Origin of the sequence: Micrococcus sp. KT16 (genome assembly GCF_003315015.1) — a bacterium.
Taxonomy (GTDB): Bacteria; Actinomycetota; Actinomycetes; order Actinomycetales; family Micrococcaceae; genus Micrococcus; species Micrococcus luteus.
The window spans coordinates 51,058-69,708 of record NZ_QNRG01000010.1 but is presented as its reverse complement, the minus strand read 5'-3'; the positions used below and the strand labels follow the sequence as shown (position 1 = coordinate 69,708).

The window sequence follows — 18,651 nt, the reverse complement described above, 5'->3', positions numbered from 1 at the left end:
GGCGAGCTGACCGCCCTCGGGCGATCGGTGGGGGAGCGTCAGCGGCTCGAGGCCCGGACCGCCTGCTGGGCCGGGGTGCGGCGGCCCGGATCGGTGCGGCGCAGCCAGACGGCAGCGATGATCGCGATGATCGCGATGGCGCCCCAGATGCCGACCACGGCCCAGGACAGGCCCGCGATGAGCAGCAGCGGCACGAAGGACACGGCCGCGATCTCCACGGGCACCACCGGGATGTAGGCCACGCCGAACTGCTCCATGGTCCCGGACTTCAGCTTCGGGTCCACGATGCGCAGCATGGCCACGCCCGTGGCGACGGCGCCGGTGGCCCAGCCCCACGTGAACAGCTGCTTCTCGAACCACGCGTCGGTCATGACGCGCGGCGCCACGACGATCCCCAGGAACAGGGCCAGCGCGAGGCCGATCACGAACAGGAGCAGCAGCGGCTGCCAGTAGTCCACGACCACGGTCGGGGCGATCGCGGCGATGCCACAGACGATGAGGATGTCCGTGGCGGTGCCGGACACCGAGTTCAGCGAGCCCGGGTCGAGGAACTTCGCCGTCTTCGTGGCCTGGAACAGGACGCGGGCGATCAGGCCGAGGAGGAACGCGATCGCGAACGCGGGGATGATCAGCTGGGGACCGTCCTCACCCACGACGCTCGGCCACACGGCCGTGATCCAGGAGACCACGCCGTGCGCGGCCGCCGCGATCATCGCGACCACGCCGACCTGGAAGGCCAGCGACTCCACCGAGGCCGCCGAGAAGGTGTGCCGGCCGATGACCGGGCGTTCCTCCACCTGGTTCAGCACCCCGGTGCGCAGCTCCTCCGGGATGGAGGTCAGGCCCGCGAACTCCCGCGCGTGGCCGCGCTGCGCGCCGATCTTGGCCTGGATGATGCCACCCACCACGCCGACGATCATGCCGACGGTGGCCGAGGTGTAGGCCAGCGAGGTGACGGTCGCATCACCGTTGGCCGCGTACGCCTGGCCCACGGCGGCCGCGGAGCCGAAGCCTCCCGCCCAGCCGGCGAACAGCAGGGCGGCGAACGAGTCGGGCGCGTCGAACAGCGGCTGCAGGAGGACCAGCGTGACGAGGGCGCCGATGGCCACCTGGGAGGAGTAGATCAGCACGCCGTAGGACGCGAACGCGCCCACGGGGCGGCCGATCTTGCGGACGTCGAAGTCGTCGGTGAGCGCGATGCACACGAACACGATGACGATCAGGATCGAGCCGTACGTGCCCAGCTGGGGGCTGAACGGCAGCCAGCCCAGGCCGTTCGGGCCGAGGGCCAGGCCCAGGATGCCCGCGATGACGGAGGCCGGGATCATCAGGGTCTGGAGGGGCGTGATGACGGCACGGGCCAGCGTGCCCACGGCCAGGAGCGCGCCGATGAGGCCGGCGTCGACCAGCACGGACCAGGCCGTGAACTGCTCTTGCATGGGGTTCTTCCTCTGTGCGGGGACGGGGGTGTCCCACGGAGCGTGCCGAGGGACCCCGGGACAGTACCAAAGGAGCGCGGGGGCCGGGGCGCGTCCGGGAGGGGCACCGGGCCGGGGCGCACGAGGACGGCCCGCCGCGCCGGCGTGGGCCGGGCGACGGGCCGTGGGGAGGGGCGGGGTCAGCCGCGCGCGGTGCCGGTCTCCTCGGCGGTCCCCTCGGCCGCGTAGTCGAGGGTCAGGGTCTCATCGGCGTCGACGTCGCCCGAGGTGAGGGCGGCCTGGCCGGCGCCGCCGGCCTTGAGGGCGGCGAGGCGGGCCTCCACCTCGGTCTTCTCGCCGAGGTCCTCGAGGGACTCGAACTGGGCGTCGAGGGAGGAGGCGGCGATCTCCTGCTGGCCGCGCACGCGGGCCTCCTCGCGACGGACCTTCTCTTCGAAGCGGGAGACCTCGGAGGTCGGGTCCAGCAGGTCGATCGACTTCACGGCGTCGGCCACCGCGGACTGGGCGTGGGCGGACTTGGCGCGGGCGGTCAGCTCGTCGCGCTTGGCGACCAGCTGCTGACGCTTGACCTTCATCTGGTCCAGACCGGTCTTCAGGCGCTCCACGATCTCGCGCTGCGAGGCGATGGTCGGCTCCGCGGACTTCGCCTGGCGCTCGAAGTCCATCTGGCGCTCGATGGCCACCTTGGCGAGGTTGTCGAACTTGTCCGCCGAGGCGGTGTCGCCCTTGGTGCGGAAGTCGTCGGCCTTCTGGGAGGCGGCCAGCGCCTTCTGGCCCCAGCTGCGGGACGCGTCCTGGTCCTCGCGGTAGTCGTCCTCGATCATCCGCAGGTTGCCGATCGTCTGGGCGACGGCGGCCTCGGCCTCCGCGATGTTGTTCGTGTAGTCGCGGACCATCTGGTCCAGCATCTTCTGGGGGTCCTCGGCCTTGTCCAGCATCGCGTTGATGTTGGCCTTCGCCAGCGTGCTGATGCGGCCGAAGATGGACTGCTTGACCATGGTGTCTGCCTTTCGTCGGTCTTTCACGTCAGCGCAGACCGTCGGCCTGCGTCCACCCCGTCCCGCGCGTGCGGGCCGGGCCGGCGCCCGGGGCGCCGGAGTTCATGGGGCGGCGGTCAGAAGCCGCCGCCGGAGATGTCGCCGAACCCGCCGAAGTCGCCGCCGCCGAGGCCGCCGCCGTCGAACCCGCCGAAGCCACCGCCGCCCCAGCTGCCGCTGTTCAGGATCGAGTTCATCAGGATGCCGCCGAGCAGTGCGCCGCCGAGGCCGCCGCCGAAGCTGCCGCCCACTCCGGCGCGCGGGCGTGCACCGTACATGCCGCCCACCATGCCGGGGCCGTAGCCGAAGCCCTCGACGTCCGCGCGGGCCAGCTCGCTCGCGCGCTCGGCCAGCTGGGAGGCGCGCTGCGCCTGCTGGAGGGCGGCCACGGGGTCGGTGCGGCCGAGGCTGATCGCCGAACGCAGCGTGTGGTCGGCCTCCGCGAGCCGGGTCCGGGCCTCCGAGCCCACCGCACCGCGCCGGGCGCCGATGAAGTCGGCCGTGCCGTCGATCTGCGCCTGGGCCTGGGCGATCGTGGAGGTGAGCACCTGGGAGGCCTGGCGCGCCTGCTCCCGAGCGTCGCGGACGCCGGCCAGCGGGGTGTTGAGCTGGCGGTGCGCGGCCTCGAGCTGGTGCAGCAGCTCCAGGGGGTCCGGGCGGCCGGCCGCGAGGGCTCGGCGCACCGCGTTCACGGCGTTCTTCATCCCCGCCACCGGGCCGGCCAGCTCGGGGTTCGACCCGTTGGCCACGAGCGCCTCGGCCTCGGCGACGTCCTGCTCGGACTGGGCGAGGCCCGTCTGCAGGTTGCCCAGCATGGCCCGCAGGGACCCCTCGGCCTTGCCCACCGCCTCCGTGAGCGTGTCCACCTGGCTGAGCGCCTCCTCGGCGGCACGCACGGCCAGCGCCGCCGTGGAGCGGTCCTGGGCGTCCCACGCGCTCCGCGCCTTCGCGACGGCGGTCTCCACGAACTCGAGCCGCTCCCGGGCCTGCGTCGCGTTGTCCGCGACCTCGGCGAGGGCGGACTCCGCGTACTGGCCGTGCAGCGCGGCGATCGCCGACTCGGACTCCTGCACCCGGGACCGCGCCTCGGGCAGGCGGGCGTCGACGCGCTCCAGGGCCTCGGGCACCTGGTTCTCGAGGTCGCGCAGGGAGTCGAACTCCTTCTTGTGCGCCGCGAGGGCCGCACCCACGGCCTCGCTGCGCTGGATGATCTCCTTGAGCCAGGCGCGCTGCTCGGCCTCGGTGTCCGGGATCTCGTCGTCGAGCTGGTGCTGGAGCTGGAACGAGGCCCGCATGTGCTCCTTGGCCCGATCGATGTCCTCGCGGAACGTCGCCACGGACTTCTCCCCGTAGGACGCCTCGGCGAAGCCCAGCTCCTGCTCCGAGGAGCGGATGGCGTCGTCCGCGGCCACGAGCTTCGAGCCGGCCTGGGTGCGCAGCTGCTCCACGCTGAGCTCGTCGAGGGGGTCGCGGCGGACCTCCTCGGTGCGGCCCCCTTCGACCGCGCCGCCCTGCGTGCGCTTCCGGCTGCGGGCCACGAGCACGCCGCCGCCCACGGCCGCGGCCACCGCGCCCGCGCCGAGCACCGCCGTCAGGGCCCCGCCGCCGGAGGCGCCCTGGGCCGTGCTCCCGTCGCCCGCGGTGCCGGCCGGCAGGGCACCGGCCGGATCGTACTCGGCCCCGCTGGCCCCCGTGCCGTCGAGCGTGCCGTCGGCGGCGTCGTCGAGCCCCTGCACCGCGGCGGTGCCCGCCGCGAGCCATTCCGCCGAGCCGGGGTCCGTGCCGATCTTGGACAGCTCCGGGCCCACGTAGGTGCGCGTCACCTGGTTCTGCAGGTCCGCGTCCCCGCCGCTGTCCAGCCCATAGGCGCGGTCCTCGACCGCGATCGCCAGGACCGAGTCGTTCGTCCCGAGCCCGCGCTGGCGCGCCACGTCCTGGGCCAGCGTCTGGGCGTCCGTGCTGAACTCATCCACGTAGACGACGTACAGCCCCTGCCCGGTGTCCCGGCGCAGGTCCTGGATCTCCTGGGTCAGCCGCTGCTCATCGGAGGTCGAGAGCACCCCGGCCTCGTCCACCACGTACACGCCCGGCGGCACCGTCACGGCGTGCGAGGCGGGTGCCGCCACCAGGAGGCCCAGGCCTCCCAGACCCGCGGCGGTCACGGCGCGCGCCAGACGGCCGACATCGGCGGGGCGGGTGGGCACGGTCATGCGGGGTCTCCTTCGACGGCGGAGGCGAGCCGCCGCACCGGGCGGACCCGCCGGATCCTGGGGTTGAGTGTAGGGCGGCGTGGGAATCGGGCACCAGGGATCCGGCGCGGCCGGGACCGTGGGAGGAGCGGACGTTCGGCCTCTAGGCGGCGTTCAGTCATGCACGCTAGCGTGGACGTGCCCCGGGGCGCGCGTCCGCAAGACGACGGGCGTCTGTGTCGACCGCCCGGGGCCCGACCCGAAGCGAGGACCCCGTGGACCAGACCGCCGCCCCCACCCAGCCCCCCGTGCCGACGGCCCGCACCGTCGCGCGTCCCCGGCCCCAGTCCCGCGCCCGTGCCGGGGCGGGCCTGCTCGCCGCAGCCGTGCTCATGGTGGGGCTCTCCGGTTGCGCGGTCGCGGAGGACGGCGGCGAGGCCGCGTCCGAGGCCGCGAGCTCCTCCTCCTCGCAGGCGACGGACACCTCGGCCGAGGCCGGGGGACAGCCCGTGGCGGACACCGCCGTCGGGAACGCCGCGAGGACCGCGCTGCCCTCCGTGGTGACCATCTCCGCGACGTCGAGCTCCGCCTCCGGTTCCGGTTCCGGGTCGATCCTGGACACGGAGGGGCACATCCTCACGAACACCCACGTGGTCACCCTCGGCGGCCAGGCCAACGACGCCGAGCTGACGGTGCGCACCTCGGACGGGGAGGTCTACGCTGCCACCGTCGTGGGCACCGACCCGCTGTCCGACCTGGCCGTCATCAAGATCGACGCCCCGGACCTCACCCCCATCCAGATCGGCCGGTCCGGGGATTTGAAGGTCGGGGACGAGGCCGTCGCCATCGGCGCCCCCCTGGGCCTGCCGAACACCGTGACCGACGGGATCATCTCCACCCTGGACCGGACCATCGCGGTGGCGTCCTCCGAGGCGCCCGAGCCGCAGGGCGAGAGCTCCGGCTCGTCCTCCGGCACCGATCAGTACCGTTTCCAGCTGCCGGGCACCCCGCAGGGCACCCGGGGCGAGGTGTACATCAACGTGCTGCAGACCGACGCGGCCATCAACCCCGGCAACTCCGGAGGCGCGCTCGTCGACGCCGAGGGTCGCCTGGTGGGCGTGAACGTCGCGATCGCCTCGGCCGGCCAGGACCCGAGCGAGGCGGGCAACATCGGGGTCGGATTCGCCATCCCCGTGGACTACGCCCAGCGGGTCGCACAGGACCTGATCGACCACGGCAAGGCCACGCATGCCATGCTCGGCGTGAGCGTCACCCCGGAGCCCGCCGAGGTGCAGGGCGGCAGCGAGAACGCCCGGACCGTGTTCAGCGACGGCGCCCGCGTCCAGCAGGTCGTGGGAGAGTCGGCGGCCGACGCGGCCGGGCTGAAGGAGGGCGACGTGATCACCGCCGTCGGCGACCGCGCGGTGATCGACTCCGAGTCCCTCACCGCCGTCGTCCGCGAGCACCGCGTGGGAGACTCGGTGGACGTCACCTACCTCCGCGACGGCGCGGAGCAGACGACCGAGGTGACGTTCACGGAGGACACCCGCTCGTGACCACCACGCTCACCACCCCCGCCGCGCTCGCGGCCCACCACGGCTGGCGCCGGGTCCTGGCCGTCGGCGCCCACCCGGACGACCTCGACTTCGGGGCCGCCGCCACCCTGGCCGGCTTCCGCGCGGCCGGGCTGCACATCGAGCTGTGCATCGTGACGGACGGGGACGCCGGCGGCTTCGACTCGGAGGGCCCGGAGGCGATGACCGCCCGCCGGCACGCCGAACAGCGCGCGGCCGCCGCCGTCGTTGGTGCCGCCGAGGTCCACTTCCTCGGCGAGCGCGACGGACACCTCGAGCCGGACCACGGCGTGCGCCGCAAGCTCGTGGCGCTGATGCGCCGCGTCCGCCCGGACGTGGTGCTCAGCACCCACCCGGAGCGGGACTGGGAGCGGATGCAGGCCGCCCACCCGGACCACCTCGCCTGCGGCGAGGCCGTGGTGCGCGCCGCGTACCCGGCGGCCGAGAACCCGTACGCGTACCCGGAGCTCGCGGCGGAGGGGCTCGAGGCGTTCAAGGTCCGGAACCTGCTGCTGTACGCCGCCCCCGCCGCGCGCCGGAACACGGTCGTGGACGTCACGGGCCTGGCGGAGCAGAAGCTGCGCGCCCTCGACGCCCACCTCTCCCAGCACCCGGACGTCGACGCGATGCGGCGGCACGTGCTCGCCCAGATGGCCGAACATCACCGGCGCGCCGCCGGCCCGGCCGCCGCGCCGGGTCACGCCGAGGCGTTCCACCTGGTCACGGTCAACGGTCCGAGCACCATCGCCGGGTTCTGAACCGCCCCCCCTGCGGGGGATCTCAGTTGGTGCTCGGCCGACCGCCGTAGCGCGGGCCGGTCTGCGCGGTGGGGTCGAGGTCCACGCCGACGACGGGCTCCGACGTCGGCACCTCCGAGCCCGAGCTGGGCTCCACGGAGATGCCCATCGCCGCGAAGCGGTCCAGCCCCCGGAAGGTGACGGGCTCGCCGAAGCCGTTGGCGTCGAACGTGCCGAGCGAGGCCGGGGCCGTGCCGTCCGAGGGGTAGAGCCACAGCTGGTAGGACTGACCCTCCGGCAGCTGGGGCATCCCGCTGATCGTCAGGTAGCCACTGTTCTGCTCCCGGGACAGGAACGCCTGGACCGTGCCGCCGTCCTGGGCCGGGTACTCCGAGGTCGTGAACAGGTCCTTCGACTGGTCGATGCGGTGCACGATGCCCGGCCGCGTGAACTGACTCCACACCGTCCACCCGCCGACGCCGAGCACGAGGGCCGCGAGCAGCAGGAGGGCGGTCACCTTGAGCCAGCGCAGGCGGTCCCGCGGCGGGCCGGCGGGGGCGGACTCGTCGCCGATCAGGTCCATGCCCACGTCCTGGGCGGGCAGGCGACGCAGGACCTCGTCGAGCAGGGCCGACGGCGGCTCGGCCGTCACGGACCGGAACGCCCAGGCCACCGCCTGGCGCGCACCGTCCACCCGGGAGCGCCACCGGGCCAGCTCGCCGCCCCGCCGCTGCACGGCGGAGAAGGCCGCGGTGTGCCCGGCCGTGTCGAGGGCGTGCACAGCCGAGAGGTCGGCCAGCTCGAGTGCGCGGCCGGCGTCCACGTCCTCGCGCACGTCCGCGCCGAGTGCCGGGCCGGTCGCCGGGGCCGGCGCGGACGGCCGGGCGGCGTCCTGCGTGAGGTCGCGGCGGGCCGCCACGACCTGCCGCACGCCGTCACGCAGGAGGGTGCGGGCCTGGTCGGCCGGCAGACCCAGCCGATCGGCGACCTCCCGGTCGGTGCAGCCGCCCAGCCACGCCAGTCGCACGGCCTCGTAGGCGTCCGGGGCCACGCGGTCGACGAGGTCCTCGGGCAACGGCGCGGGCCCGGCCGGGCCGGGACGACGCCCACGTTCCGCCGCGGAGCCGCCGGCGCGGCGCAGCGAGGTCATCACGCGGTGGGCGAGGACCTCGAGCCACGTGAACACCTGGCGCTCGCGGTGGGTCGCGTCGTCACGCTCGCTCAGGTCGAGCCCGGCCTCGGAGGCCTCCTCCCATGCCGTCAGGTAGGTGCGGACCGTGGCCGCGGCGGCGTCGTCGCCGGGGCCGAACATCGCTTCGGCCAGGCCGTGCACCCACGGGACCGTGGCGTCGTAGAACGCGGAGAACGCGGCCCGGTCACCCTCGGCGCTGCGGCGCAGGAGGGTGTCCAGGGCGGGCTGGCCGGCGTCATCGGGGCGGTCGGCGTGGGGCTCGGACGCGTCAGGAGTCTGCATGGTGGCCTCAGTCTAGGGAATCGGGGCGGGCAGCGGACCCGGCGAAGTCGTGCTGGCGCCAGGCCTCGTACACGGCGATGGAGACGGCGTTCGCCAGGTTCAGGGACCGACGGGCCGGCTGCATGGGCAGGCAGACGGTCTCGGTGACCCGCGGATCGGTCAGCACCTCCTCGGGCAGGCCGGTGGACTCGCGGCCGAAGAGCAGCACGTCGCCGGGCCGGTAGGCGACCCGGTCGTGCCGCACGGACCCGCGCGCGGTGAAGGCCAGCACACGGGCGGGGGCGAGGGCCGCGAGCGCAGCGTCGAGGTCCGGGTGCACCGTCACCACCGCGAGGTCGTGGTAGTCCAGGCCGGCGCGGCGCAGGTGGGCGTCCTCGAACCCGAAGCCCAGCGGCTCCACGAGGTGCAGCTCGGCCCCCGTGAGGGCGGCGAGCCGGATCGCGTTGCCGGTGTTGCCGGGGATCTCCGGGGTGAGCAGCAGGATCCGGAAGCCGGGGGTGCCGGGCGCCGGGGCGCGGTCGGCGCCCTCGTGCGGGTTCGGGCGGGGTGGGGTGGGGGAGTCGGGCACGCGCCCAGCCTAGTGGGGCGCCGCCGGGCGGGGGCGTGCCTCAGTGGAGCCGGTCGACCAGCGCGCCGAGCGCGCGCCGGTCCACGAGATCCGGGTCCGTGCCGGTGCCCAGGAAGAGCGCGACCTCGCGCGCGAACGCGATCCCGGGTGCGGGCGGGGCGGTGAGCAGGTCGGCCTGCGCCTCCGGCGCGTCGGCGCCGCGCGTGTGGCGGATCACGGGTGCGTGCCGCGCGTCGCGGTCCGTCATCACGTGCACGAATCCGCCGACGGTGACTTGGGGCAGGGCCTGCTGCCACGCCATCATCGCGGGGCCGAGCAGCGGCGGGGCCACGGGACGGCTCCGGGAGCGCAGGTCCGCCCCGTCCCAGGTGTAGGTCCCTTCCGGGACCATGACGGAGCCGATCAGCGCCAGGCGATGGCCGCACAGCACCGCGTGGTCCACGTCGAGGTGCCGTCCCCAGCGCCCGCCCAGCCGCAGCCCGGTCAGGACCCGGGCGGCCGGCAGCGCGTCCGCCACGTGGCGCAGCAGCACGTCGAGGGTGCGGGCCTGCCGCAGCACCCGGTGCTCGTCCGGCAGGATCCCGCGCGGCCGCGGTGCCCCGTGGACGCGTTGGCTCGATCGCGGCAGGTCCAGCACGGTCGGGTCGGCCTCCGCCTCGCCGGGCGGGGGCTCGTAGCGCACGGGGCGGGCGGCACGTCCGCCGGGTCCGGACGGTCCCGACGGTCTCGCCCGCCCTGATCCGGCCCGCGCGCGGGGGTCGCGGGCCCGGGCGACGTCGAGTCCGGGCAGCGAGAGGTCGTACCGGCGCCGGGCCTCGGCGTCGCCGAGCAGGTCCCACGCCCGCGTCACGGCCCGGAAGGCGGCGGGGTCGCCGCCCACGTCGGGGTGCGCGGCCCGGGCCGCGCGGCGGTAGGCCCGCCGGACCTCGTCGGCGGTCGCGTCGCGGGACACGCCCAGGACCTCGTAGGCGGTGCGGTGCTCCTCGGCCGCGCTCACGGCGTGGGGTCCGGGTCGGGGGAGGCGTGCCGCTCGTGGTGCAGGCGCAGGAACAGCATGCCGTCGTCGTGGAGCACCTGGACCAGCTGCAGCCGGGCGGGGAGGCCGGGGCCGTCCTCGCCGGTCAGGACGCGGCCGGCGGCGGGTCCGGCCAGCAGCGGCGCCACGGTGAGGTGCACCTCGTCCACGAGGCCGGCCGCCGCGAGGCTGCCGAACAGGCGCGGTCCGCCCTCGCAGTGGACGACGCGGGCGCCGCGCGCGTGCAGGGTCGCCACCACGGTCTGGGGATCCACGTGCTCCTCGCCGACCGCCAGCACCTCGGCGCGCGCGGCCAGGGCCGTCGCCCGCTCCGGCTCGCCCGCGAGGGCGGCCCGGGACGTGAGGATCCAGGGGCGCACCGGGGCGGCCGTGAAGAACGCGGACTCCGGGTCCAGGTCCAGGCTGCCGCTGACCACGGCCACGGGCGGGTCCGCGGGCCCGCCGGCGTCCGCGCGTCGACGCCGGTCCTCCTCGGACAGCAGCGCTCCCTCGTAGCCCTCGGCCCGGATGGTCCCGGCCCCCACGAGCACGACGTCGGCGTCGTGCCGGGAGAGCGAGAGCAGCCGCTGGTCCGCGGGGGAGCCGAGCCCACCGGCACGGCCGTCCAGGGTGGCCGCGCCGTCGGCGGAGGCGATGAACACGACGCGGACCCAGGGCCCGGGGCCGGTGTCCTCGACCGTCGGGGCCGCGAGGGCGGCGCGGAGGGCGTCGTCGTCCAGGCCGGGGCCGGTCTCGGCCAGGCGCCTCACGCCCGGCCCCCATGGACCCGGTGTTCGGCGAGGGTGCTGCGGTCCGGCGGCGGGTTCTCCGCACCCATGTTGTGGACCAGGCGCGCCGGCTCACGCCACCCGAACACGCACTCGAGCATGCGGGCCGCCGAGACGGAGGCGTCGGCGTCGTGCATGCGCAGGATCCGGGCGCCGCCGTACACGCAGGCAGCGGCCGCGGCCAGCGAGCCGGGCAGCCGCTCGTGCCGGTGCTTGTCCAGGCTCTCGCCGATGAAGTCCTTGTTCGAGACCGCGGCCAGCACGGGCAGCCCCAGGGCGGCGATCTCGTCCAGCCGCCGCGTGATCTCGAGGGTGTGCCGGGTGTTCTTGTTCAGATCGTGGCCGGGGTCCACGATGATCCTCTCCTCGGGGACGCCGAGCGCCACAGCACGGTCGACGGTGCGCCGCAGGTGGTCGCGGACCTCCGTGACGACGTCGCCGTACGTCGGCCGGGGGACCACGGCCCGGGGTCCGCGCACGTGGGCGAGGGAGTGGGTGACCACGAGGTGCGCGCCCGCGGCGGCCACCACCCGGCCCAGGTCCGCGTGGAACAGTCCCGTGGTGTCGTTGACGACGTCCGCCCCCGCGGCCAGGGCCGCCTCGGCCACGGCCGGCTGGAACGTGTCCGCCGAGAGGATCAGCCGGCGCGACGCCTCGGACGACCCGGCTCCGTCTCCGCTCCGCAGGGCCGCGATCAGGGGGACCACCCGCGCCGCCTCCTCGGCGGGGTCGAGCTCCGCCCCGGGCGCGAACGGCAGGCCGCCGACGTCGACCCACTCGGCTCCGGCGTCCGCCGCGGCGTGGGCCTGGGCGAGGGCGTCCTCCAGGACGGCGCCGGCGCCGTCGTCGTAGAAGGAGTCCGGGGTGCGGTTGACCACGGCCATCGTGACGATCCGGCGGCGGAAGTCGATCTCCTGGTGGGCGAACCGGTGCACCGGGTGGACGAGGGGGACGGAGGGGGTCGGCACCCGGCCATTCAACCATCGGCGCCGCACGGTGACAGTGCGCCCCGGGAGGACTATATTTCCCTCCCGTGGCATCCACCTCGTCGCCGCGGGTCGGCCCGCGTCGGCCCCGCATCCGTCCGACCCAGCTCGTGGTCGGGTCCTTCCTCGTCGTCATCGTGACGGGCACCGGCGCACTGCTGCTGCCCGCCTCGTATCAGGGCCGCGCGCCCACCCCGCTGGAGGCCGCGTTCACGGCGACCAGCGCCACCACGGTGACGGGACTCGGCGTCGTGGACACCCAGACGTTCTGGACACCCCTGGGCCAGGTCGTGATCCTCGCGCTCATCAAGCTCGGTGGCCTGGGCGTCATGACGTTCACGTCGCTGCTGGGGCTGGTGATCCTCCGGCGGCTCGGCCTCACCCAGCGCCTCGACGCCGCGGCCTCCACCCGGGCCGAGGGGATCGGGGACCTGCCCCGGGTGCTGCGGGCCCTGATCCTGTACTCCACGGCCGTCGAGGCCTCGGTGGCGCTGCTGCTGAGCCTGCGCTTCTGGCTGGGCGTGGGGATGTCCCCGGGCCAGGCACTGTGGCAGGGGGTCTTCCACGCGGTCTCCGCATTCAACAACGCCGGGTTCGCGCTGTTCAGCGACAACCTCATGGGCTTCGTCTCGGACCCGTTCATCTGCCTGCCGATCGCGGCGGCGATCATCTTGGGCGGCCTGGGCCTGCCGGTCGTGCTGACCCTGCGGCGGGACCTGCGTCGACCCGAGCGGTGGAATCTCACGGTCCGGCTCGTGCTCGTGGGCACCGCGGTGCTGCTGGTGGGCGGCACGCTCATGTACCTCGTCCTCGAGTGGTCCAACCCGCGGACCCTGGGCGGTCTGGACCCGGCCTCGCGCGTGCTCGCGGCGTTCTTCCAGTCCGTCACGACCCGCACCGCCGGCTTCAACACCCTGGACTACGGGCAGATGCACCCCGTGACGCTCTTCGGCACCGACATGCTCATGTTCATCGGCGGCGGCCCCGCCGGCACCGCCTCGGGCGTGAAGATCACGACGGCGAGCGTCCTGCTGTTCATCGTGCTCGCGGAGATCCGGGGGGAGGGCGCCGTCCATGCGTTCGGCCGCCGGCTCTCCCGGACCACGCACCGCGAGGCGATCACCGTGATCATGCTCTCCGCGACCGCGATCGCCGTCGCCACGATGGCGCTCATGGGCCTGTCCTCGTTCACGACCGACCAGATCCTGTTCGAGTGCGTGTCCGCGTTCGGCACGGTGGGCCTGTCCACCGGCATCACCGCCCAGCTGCCGCCGGCCGCGCAGGGCATCCTCATGCTCCTCATGTTCGTCGGCCGCATCGGCCCCGCCACCGTCGCCGGCAGCCTGGCCCTGACCGACCGCACCCGCCACTTCGAGTACCCGAAGGAGAGGCCCCTCATTGGCTGATCTCACCCGTTCCCTGTTCGCCCCCCGCTGGGGCGACCGCCCCACCGTGGCCGTCCTCGGGCTCGGCCGGTTCGGCTCCGGGGTCGCCCTCGAGCTCATGGAGTCCGACTGCCACGTGCTGGGGGTCGACGCCGACGCCGAGGCCGTCCAGGCGCTCAACGGCCGGCTGACCCACGTCGTCCGCGCGGACAGCACGGCCGAGGAGGCGATGCGCCAGCTCTCGGTCCACGAGATGGACCACGTCGTCGTCGCCATCGGCGGCGACCTCGCCGACTCGATCCTCACCGTCTCGCTGATGCGGCGGTTCGGGACGCACCAGCTCTGGGCCAAGGCCAACGACGACCGCCACGGCGAGATCCTGCGTCAGCTCGGCGTGGAGCACGTGGTCCACCCGGAGCGGGACATGGGCCGCCGCGTGGCGCACCTGGTCAGCACGTCCTTCCAGGACTTCGTCGAGGTCGAGCCGGGCCTGGCCATGGTCCGGGCCACGCCGCCGTCGCGCCTGCTGGGCAGGGACCTGCGAGCCACCGGGCTCGCGGGGGAGCGGGGCATGCGCGTGGTCGCCGTCCGCAGCCGCGGCACGTGGCTCTACCCGCCGAGTCACTACGTGCTCGAGCCCGAGGACACGATCCTCCTGGTGGGCCCGACCCGCGACGTCGAGCGGTTCCTCGCCCGGGACTGAGCCGGGGCACATCCGGCGCGGCTCCTAGACTGGCCGGGTGACCACCCCGGACCGCGTGCACCTGGACCACGCCGCCACCACGACGGTGCGCCCCACCGCGCTCGCGGCCCTGGCCGAGGCGGCCGCGCTGCCCGGCAACCCGGCCTCCCTCCACGCCTCCGGCCGCCGGGCCAAGCTGCGCCTCGAGGAGGCGCGGGAGCGCATCGCCGCGGCGCTCGGGGCGCACCCCACCGAGGTGATCCTCACGTCCGGGGGCACCGAGGCGGACAACCTCGCCATCCAGGGGCTGTACCGGGCCCGCCGCGCGGCCGCTCCGGAGCGCACCCGGATCGTGCTGACCGGCATCGAGCACCACGCGGTCCTCGACGTGGTGGACTGGCTCGCCGCGCACGAGGGCGCCGAGCCGGTGCTCGTCCCGGTCGACGACGACGGGCGGGTCGACCTCGCCGCATGGGGGGCCGCGCTGGCGACCGCGCCCGAGCGGACCGCCCTGGCCACGCTGATGTGGGCCAACAACGAGATCGGCACGGTCCAGCCCGTGGCCGAGGCCGCCCGGCTTGCGGCCGACCACGGGGTCCCGTTGCACACCGACGCCGTCCAGGCCCTCGGGGCGGTGCCCGTGGACTTCGCCGCGTCCGGGGCCGCGACCCTGGCCGTCTCGGGGCACAAGGTCGGCGCCCCCGTGGGTGTCGGCGCCCTGCTCGTGCGCCGGGACGTCACGCTGGAGGCCGTGGTGCACGGCGGCGGCCAGGAACGCCGCCTGCGCTCGGGCACGGTCTCGGTGGCCCTGGCCGCCGCGCTGGCGGCCGCCGTGGCGGAGGCCGTCGCGGAGCAGCCCGCCGAGGCCGCCCGCCTGGGCGGGCTGCGGGACGAGGTGATCGCCGCCGTCGACGCCCTGGACGGGGTGCGCCTGACCGGGCCGCGAGACCTCGACCCGGCGACGGGGCAGGCGCTGTCGCCGGGGACGCGCCGACTGCCCGGCAACGTCCACATCACCGTGCCGGGCCGGACGGCGGACGCGCTGCTGTTCTCCTTCGACATGGCCGGGCTGGACACCTCGTCCGGGTCGGCGTGCACCGCCGGGGTGGCCGAGCCGTCGCACGTGGTCGCGGCCCTGCCGGGGCGGACGGAGGCCGACGCGCGGGCCACCCAGCGGTTCACCCTCGGCCGGACGACGACACCGGCCGAGGCGGCCGCGCTCATCGACGCGCTGCGGGCGCTGCTGGGGCGGGGCGTCTAGACTGGACCGCCCGTCCGTCGTCGAGAGAGGAGTACGCCCGTGAAGGTCCTGGCCGCCATGTCCGGGGGAGTCGACTCCGCCGTCGCCGCGGCGCGTGCCGTGGACGCCGGGCACGACGTCGTCGGCGTCCACCTGGCCCTGTCCCGCATGCCCGGCACCCTGCGCACCGGCTCGCGCGGCTGCTGCACCATCGAGGACGCCTCGGATGCGTGGCGCGCGTGCGAGCGGCTCGGCATCCCCTTCTACACGTGGGACTTCTCCGAGCGGTTCGCGGAGGACGTCGTGGACGACTTCGTGGCCGAGTACGAGGCCGGCCGCACGCCCAACCCGTGCATGCGCTGCAACGAGCGCATCAAGTTCGCGGCGCTGCTCGAGCGCGCCCTCGAGCTGGGCTTCGACGCCGTCTGCACCGGCCACTACGCCGCCGTGCGGCCCGGTCCGGACGGCTCGCTGGAGCTGCACCGCGCCGCGGACGACGCGAAGGACCAGTCCTATGTGCTCGGTGTGCTGACCGCGGATCAGCTCGCCCACTGCCTCTTCCCGCTCGCGGACACGCCGTCCAAGGAGCTCGTGCGCGCCGAGGCGGCCGAGCGCGGCCTGTCCGTGGCGGCGAAGCCGGACTCCCACGACATCTGCTTCATCCCCGACGGCGACACCCGCGGCTGGCTGGCCGAGCGCATCGACCTGGCCCCCGGCCCCATCGTGGACCCGGAGGGACAGGAGCTCGGGACCCACGCGGGCGCCCAGGCGTTCACGGTCGGCCAGCGCAAGGGCCTGGCCATCGGCCGTCCCGCGCCCGACGGCAAGCCCCGGTTCGTGCTCGAGGTGCGGCCGAAGGAGAACACCGTGGTCGTCGGCGGGCGTGAGCTGCTCGACGTCGACCGCATCACCGGCATCCGCCCGTCGTGGGCCGGCGCCCCGGTGCCCGAAGCCCGCACGGGCGCCTGGTTCGACTGTGCGCTGCAGTTCCGGGCCCACGGCGAGATCGTCGAGGCCCGCGCCCGCCAGCGCGCGGACGCGGCGGGGCATCCGGGGTGGGAGATCGAGCCGGCGCGCCCCCTGCGCGGCGTGGCTCCCGGTCAGACGGCCGTCCTGTACCGGGGCACCCGCGTGCTCGGCCAGGCCACCATCGACACCGCCCGCAATGCCCGGCTGTCCGCCCCCGCGGATGCGTAGGCTTCGGCCATGAGCCCGGACTACGACCCCCACGCCAGCTCGCTGCCCGGCACCGCGGACCCGGCGGTCCTCGACGAGCTCTTCGCGATCCGCGGCAGCATCGACAACATCGACGCCTCGCTCGTCTACCTCCTGGCCGAGCGGTTCAAGTTCACGCAGCGGGTCGGTGCGCTGAAGGCCCGCCACGACCTGCCGCCCTCGGACCCCGGGCGTGAGGCCGCCCAGATCGCGCGGCTGCACCGGCTCGCGCTCGAGGCCGACCTCGAGCCCGCGTTCGCCGAGAAGTTCCTGAACTTCATCATCGCCGAGGTCATCCGCCACCACCGCGCGCTGGCGGCCGAGGGCCGGCCGGACGCCGAGGCGGAGCCGGGGGCGGGCTCCGGGGACGCGGATGACTGAGGCCGCCCACGACGACGGCGCCACCGGCCCCGTCGCCCTCGGCGGCACGCCGTGGCGCGGCACCGACGTCGCAGAGGCGCAGCGCGTCACGCTCGGCGAGCTCGGCGCGGACCACTGGCCGGTGCTCCCCGAGCTGCCCGAGCGCGGACCCGGCGCCGACGCCACCGGCCGCTCGGCCGCCCTCCTGCAGGAGCTGGCCGTCGACCTGCAGCCGCACGGCTGGCGGGTCAGCCCGCCCGGGGCCGTCGGCTCCGGCCGCGACCGACGCCGCGCCGTCTCCCTCTGGCACGAGGACGCGCACCGCTGGGCGGACACCGCGGGGGCCGAGGGCGCCGTCGTCGAACGTCTGGCCGTGCGGGTGCGCGGCCCGCTCAGCCTGCTCGCCGGCCTCTGGCTGCCCGGGGGAGAGCGCGTCCTCGGCGACCACGGCGCCCGCCGCGACGTCGCCGAGTCCTATCTCGAGGGGCTGCAGGACGCCCTGCCCCGCCTCCGAAGGGCCACCGGGGCGGCCCGCCTCGGCGTCGTCGTCGACGAGCCGTGGGCGGCGGCCGTCCTCGCCGGGACCCTGCCCACCGCGAGCGGGTACCGCACCGTCCGGTCCCTGCCGCGCGAGGAGGCCCGCGGACTGTGGCGCGCCGCCCTCGACGTGCTCACCGCTCTGCCCGACGTCGCCCGAGTGTGGCTCGCGCCGGGCCGCCGCGCCGCCTCCCCGGGGGCCGAGCTGCCCGGGCCCGCCGCGCTGGCGACGCTGACGGGAGAGTCCCTGCCCAGGCCCGACGCAGCCGCGGACGCGCCCGCCCGGGCCCCGGTCTCGCTCGTGGTGGGCGTGGGCCCCCTCGACGACGGCACGGACGGTTCGCCCGGCACCCGCGAGGCGTGGGAGGCGGCGGCCGGCTGGGCCGACGTCGGGCGCGGGCTGACCCTGGCCCCCGAGCCGGGCGTGCGCCCGGTCGACGTCGTCCGCACGTGGGACCGGCTGGGGGTGGACCCCGGACGGGTGGGTGACGTCGGCCTCACGGCGGCGGGGTCGCACGACCCCGCCGTGCTCCGCACTCTGCGGCGGGACGCGGAGGAGCTGGCCGCACGGCTTGCCGAGCTGCGCGGCTGAGCCGGCGCCCCGACGGGCGCCGGCGACCTCCGGCGTCGTCCGCCGTGGACGGGCCCGCCCGGCGGGTATCATCGGGCTGATCCTGAAAATTTCCTGTGCCCGGGGCCGGTCCCGCTCGCGGCGCCGGGGGGAGCGCTGACGAGGAGGTCAGGATGGGCAAGGCCAAGATCCTGGTGGTGGACGACGACGAGGCGCTGGCCGAGATGATCGGCATCGTCCTGCGCAACGACGGCTTCGAGCCGGCGTTCGCCGCGGACGGCACCTCCGCACTGCCCGCGTTCCACCGCGAGCGCCCCGATCTCGTGCTGCTGGACCTCATGCTCCCCGGCATCGACGGCATCGAGGTCTGCAGGCTCATCCGAGGCGAGTCGGACGTGCCGATCGTGATGCTCACGGCCAAGTCGGACACGGCGGACATCGTGCGCGGCCTCGAGTCGGGTGCCGACGACTACGTGCCCAAGCCGTTCAAGCCGGCCGAGCTCGTGGCCCGCGTCCGGGCCCGCCTGCGTGAGGGGGAGGCGAAGCCGGCGGAGGTCCTGCACATCGGGGACCTCGAGATCGACGTGGCGGGCCACCAGGTCACCCGCGGCGGCGTCGGCATCGCCCTCACCCCGCTGGAGTTCGACCTCCTCGTGGCCCTCGCCCGGCGGCCGCGCCACGTCTTCACCCGCGAGATGCTGCTGGAGGAGGTCTGGGGCTACCGGCACCAGGCCGACACCCGGCTCGTGAACGTCCACGTCCAGCGCCTGCGCTCCAAGGTCGAGCCGGATCCCGAGAACCCGTGCGTCGTGCTGACCGTCCGCGGCGTCGGGTACAAGGCCGGCCAGGGCTGA

General features: G+C 75.2%; 17 protein-coding genes. 9 read left to right on the top strand and 8 right to left on the bottom strand.

All coding sequences use genetic code 11. The features are described from left to right. Window positions 1–38: 38 nt before the first annotated feature. The 3 genes from DE149_RS08945 to DE149_RS08935 form a co-directional block, all read right to left on the bottom strand. Window positions 39–1,439 (bottom strand): sodium/glutamate symporter, encoded by a 1,401-nt coding sequence (locus DE149_RS08945; protein ID WP_036314362.1) that lies wholly within the window; start codon window positions 1,437–1,439, stop codon window positions 39–41. Between the two features lie 179 nt (window positions 1,440–1,618). Continuing rightward, the gene (locus DE149_RS08940) at window positions 1,619–2,437 is read right to left on the bottom strand and encodes a PspA/IM30 family protein (RefSeq protein WP_002854906.1); all 819 of its coding nucleotides are present in this window, start codon (window positions 2,435–2,437) and stop codon (window positions 1,619–1,621) included. A gap of 116 nt (window positions 2,438–2,553) precedes the next feature. Continuing rightward, window positions 2,554–4,686 carry a TPM domain-containing protein gene (locus DE149_RS08935; protein ID WP_102708466.1) on the bottom strand — a complete coding sequence of 711 codons (2,133 nt, stop codon included), beginning with the start codon at window positions 4,684–4,686 and terminating at the stop codon, window positions 2,554–2,556. 254 nt (window positions 4,687–4,940) lie between these two features. Here DE149_RS08935 and DE149_RS08930 point away from each other — a divergent pair, with 254 nt between their 5' ends. Both DE149_RS08930 and DE149_RS08925 read left to right on the top strand, forming a co-directional pair. Beyond that, entirely contained in the window at window positions 4,941–6,221 is a 1,281-nt protein-coding gene (locus DE149_RS08930; protein ID WP_051995236.1) for a S1C family serine protease, read from the top strand. Continuing rightward, entirely contained in the window at window positions 6,218–6,997 is a 780-nt protein-coding gene (locus tag DE149_RS08925; protein ID WP_036314367.1) for a PIG-L deacetylase family protein, read from the top strand. The genes DE149_RS08930 and DE149_RS08925 overlap by 4 nt, the downstream gene beginning before the upstream one ends. A 22-nt stretch (window positions 6,998–7,019) precedes the next feature. Here DE149_RS08925 and DE149_RS08920 read toward each other — a convergent pair whose 3' ends face one another. The 5 genes from DE149_RS08920 to folP are packed head-to-tail and all read right to left on the bottom strand — an operon-like array spanning window position 7,020 to window position 11,789. Continuing rightward, window positions 7,020–8,450: an anti-sigma factor domain-containing protein gene (locus DE149_RS08920; protein ID WP_044659765.1), complete on the bottom strand. Its 1,431-nt coding sequence runs from the start codon at window positions 8,448–8,450 to the stop codon at window positions 7,020–7,022. Between the two features lie 7 nt (window positions 8,451–8,457). Next, a complete protein-coding gene (locus DE149_RS08915) occupies window positions 8,458–9,018 on the bottom strand; it encodes a tRNA (cytidine(34)-2'-O)-methyltransferase (RefSeq protein ID WP_044659766.1) in 561 nt (186 codons plus the stop codon). A gap of 40 nt (window positions 9,019–9,058) precedes the next feature. Next, a complete protein-coding gene (locus DE149_RS08910; RefSeq protein WP_113914384.1) occupies window positions 9,059–10,015 on the bottom strand; it encodes a J domain-containing protein in 957 nt (318 codons plus the stop codon). Further along, window positions 10,012–10,803 carry a pyrimidine reductase family protein gene (locus DE149_RS08905; RefSeq protein ID WP_036338299.1) on the bottom strand — a complete coding sequence of 264 codons (792 nt, stop codon included), beginning with the start codon at window positions 10,801–10,803 and terminating at the stop codon, window positions 10,012–10,014. Before DE149_RS08905 ends, DE149_RS08910 begins: the two co-directional genes overlap by 4 nt. After that, window positions 10,800–11,789 (bottom strand): dihydropteroate synthase, encoded by a 990-nt coding sequence (gene folP / locus DE149_RS08900; protein ID WP_080694965.1) that lies wholly within the window; start codon window positions 11,787–11,789, stop codon window positions 10,800–10,802. Before folP ends, DE149_RS08905 begins: the two co-directional genes overlap by 4 nt. 65 nt (window positions 11,790–11,854) lie before the next feature. Between folP and DE149_RS08895 the strand changes: the two genes are divergently transcribed. The 7 genes from DE149_RS08895 to mtrA all read left to right on the top strand — a co-directional run bounded on the left by DE149_RS08895 (window position 11,855) and on the right by mtrA (window position 18,651). Next, on the top strand, window positions 11,855–13,213 hold the full coding sequence (locus DE149_RS08895; RefSeq protein WP_052001132.1) for a TrkH family potassium uptake protein: 1,359 nt from the start codon (window positions 11,855–11,857) through the stop codon (window positions 13,211–13,213). Then, window positions 13,206–13,895 carry a TrkA family potassium uptake protein gene (locus DE149_RS08890; RefSeq protein ID WP_113914383.1) on the top strand — a complete coding sequence of 230 codons (690 nt, stop codon included), beginning with the start codon at window positions 13,206–13,208 and terminating at the stop codon, window positions 13,893–13,895. The genes DE149_RS08895 and DE149_RS08890 overlap by 8 nt, the downstream gene beginning before the upstream one ends. Window positions 13,896–13,932: 37 nt before the next feature. Next, window positions 13,933–15,135, top strand: coding sequence for a cysteine desulfurase family protein (locus tag DE149_RS08885; protein ID WP_113914382.1), 1,203 nt, complete (start codon window positions 13,933–13,935; stop codon window positions 15,133–15,135). Window positions 15,136–15,174: 39 nt separating this feature from the next. Beyond that, on the top strand, window positions 15,175–16,311 hold the full coding sequence (gene mnmA / locus DE149_RS08880) for a tRNA 2-thiouridine(34) synthase MnmA (protein WP_036315990.1): 1,137 nt from the start codon (window positions 15,175–15,177) through the stop codon (window positions 16,309–16,311). Window positions 16,312–16,320: 9 nt separating this feature from the next. After that, window positions 16,321–16,710 carry a chorismate mutase gene (locus DE149_RS08875; protein WP_002854878.1) on the top strand — a complete coding sequence of 130 codons (390 nt, stop codon included), beginning with the start codon at window positions 16,321–16,323 and terminating at the stop codon, window positions 16,708–16,710. Beyond that, window positions 16,703–17,818, top strand: coding sequence for a hypothetical protein (locus DE149_RS08870; RefSeq protein WP_113914381.1), 1,116 nt, complete (start codon window positions 16,703–16,705; stop codon window positions 17,816–17,818). Before DE149_RS08875 ends, DE149_RS08870 begins: the two co-directional genes overlap by 8 nt. Before the next feature lie 152 nt (window positions 17,819–17,970). Next, entirely contained in the window at window positions 17,971–18,651 is a 681-nt protein-coding gene (gene mtrA / locus DE149_RS08865) for an MtrAB system response regulator MtrA (RefSeq protein WP_095346918.1), read from the top strand.